Source organism: Sphingomonas sp. IC-11 (assembly GCF_021043365.1).
Lineage (GTDB): Bacteria > Pseudomonadota > Alphaproteobacteria > Sphingomonadales > Sphingomonadaceae > Sphingomonas.
Genome location: NZ_JAJNDU010000011.1, coordinates 1 through 945, shown reverse-complemented (window position 1 = coordinate 945; position 945 = coordinate 1). Strand labels below are relative to the sequence as shown.

The window sequence follows — 945 nt, the reverse complement described above, 5'->3', positions numbered from 1 at the left end:
CTTCTGACCGTGGAAGAGCTTCCTCCATTCCAAAGAACATTGCCGCCGTCCTCATGTCCCTTCATCATCTGGAACATCCCCACCCGTGGGGATGCAGCCTGAGCTGGCTCACGCCGCCTGCGGCCTTCATGGCCGGCTAGGCAGTGCAGATGGGCCGGTAGCTCAGGTGGTTAGAGCGCACGCCTGATAAGCGTGAGGTCGTAGGTTCAACTCCTACTCGGCCCACCATCTGCGCAGGCGTAGCCGAGCACGGCCAGCGCTGCGAAGCGCGCCATAAGGCGCAGCTTCGCTGCGACTGACGGCGTAGCGGGTGCGATACGGGGCCTTAGCTCAGCTGGGAGAGCGGTTGCTTTGCAAGCATCAGGTCATCGGTTCGATCCCGATAGGCTCCACCACTGCGCAGCTGACGAGACGCGCAAGCGAAAGCTTGCAGCGCACGCCAGCAAGCACGGCCAGCCTCGCATCAGCGAGGTCTGACGGCGCGGCTTTGCCGCGGCGTGGCACGCTATTTCTGACGATATTCCAGAAGATGAAGACACGAGATCCTCATGGGCGACCATGAGGTTAAGGCCGCGACGGCCTTCTTTGACATTGTGAATGGGTTCTTAAAATCGATGCCGTGGCGGTATGGGTTTGGAACGACGAGGATCGCGAAAGCGGTTCGTGACCATGCTTCGGCATGTGAGCGAGCTGGCTAGGTCGGTTCGAGACGTCCAAGACTATATCTCTACAAATAATCTGGCTGAGATTTAATCATCCACATCAGCTGAGCCGCTCAGCGATATGCCTCGTGTGTATCAACGGAAGGCCAGATCAGAACCACGCTACACTGCTCTGCCGAGTTTCGTGTCGCCCTCTTTCGGGAGGCGATCCAGTGTTGTCGTTGGTGGTGTGGACTCTCAAGCGTGAGGTAAGGGCAATTCGTGGATGCCTTGGCATGTACAG

At 58.5% G+C, this 945-nt stretch carries 2 tRNA genes; both read left to right on the top strand.

Annotated elements, in window-relative coordinates:
• Positions 1–151 precede the first annotated feature (151 nt).
• Positions 152–228: transfer RNA gene (locus LQ954_RS16035), tRNA-Ile, on the top strand.
• Between the two features lie 91 nt (positions 229–319).
• Positions 320–395: transfer RNA gene (locus tag LQ954_RS16030), tRNA-Ala, on the top strand.
• Positions 396–945: the final 550 nt, after the last annotated feature.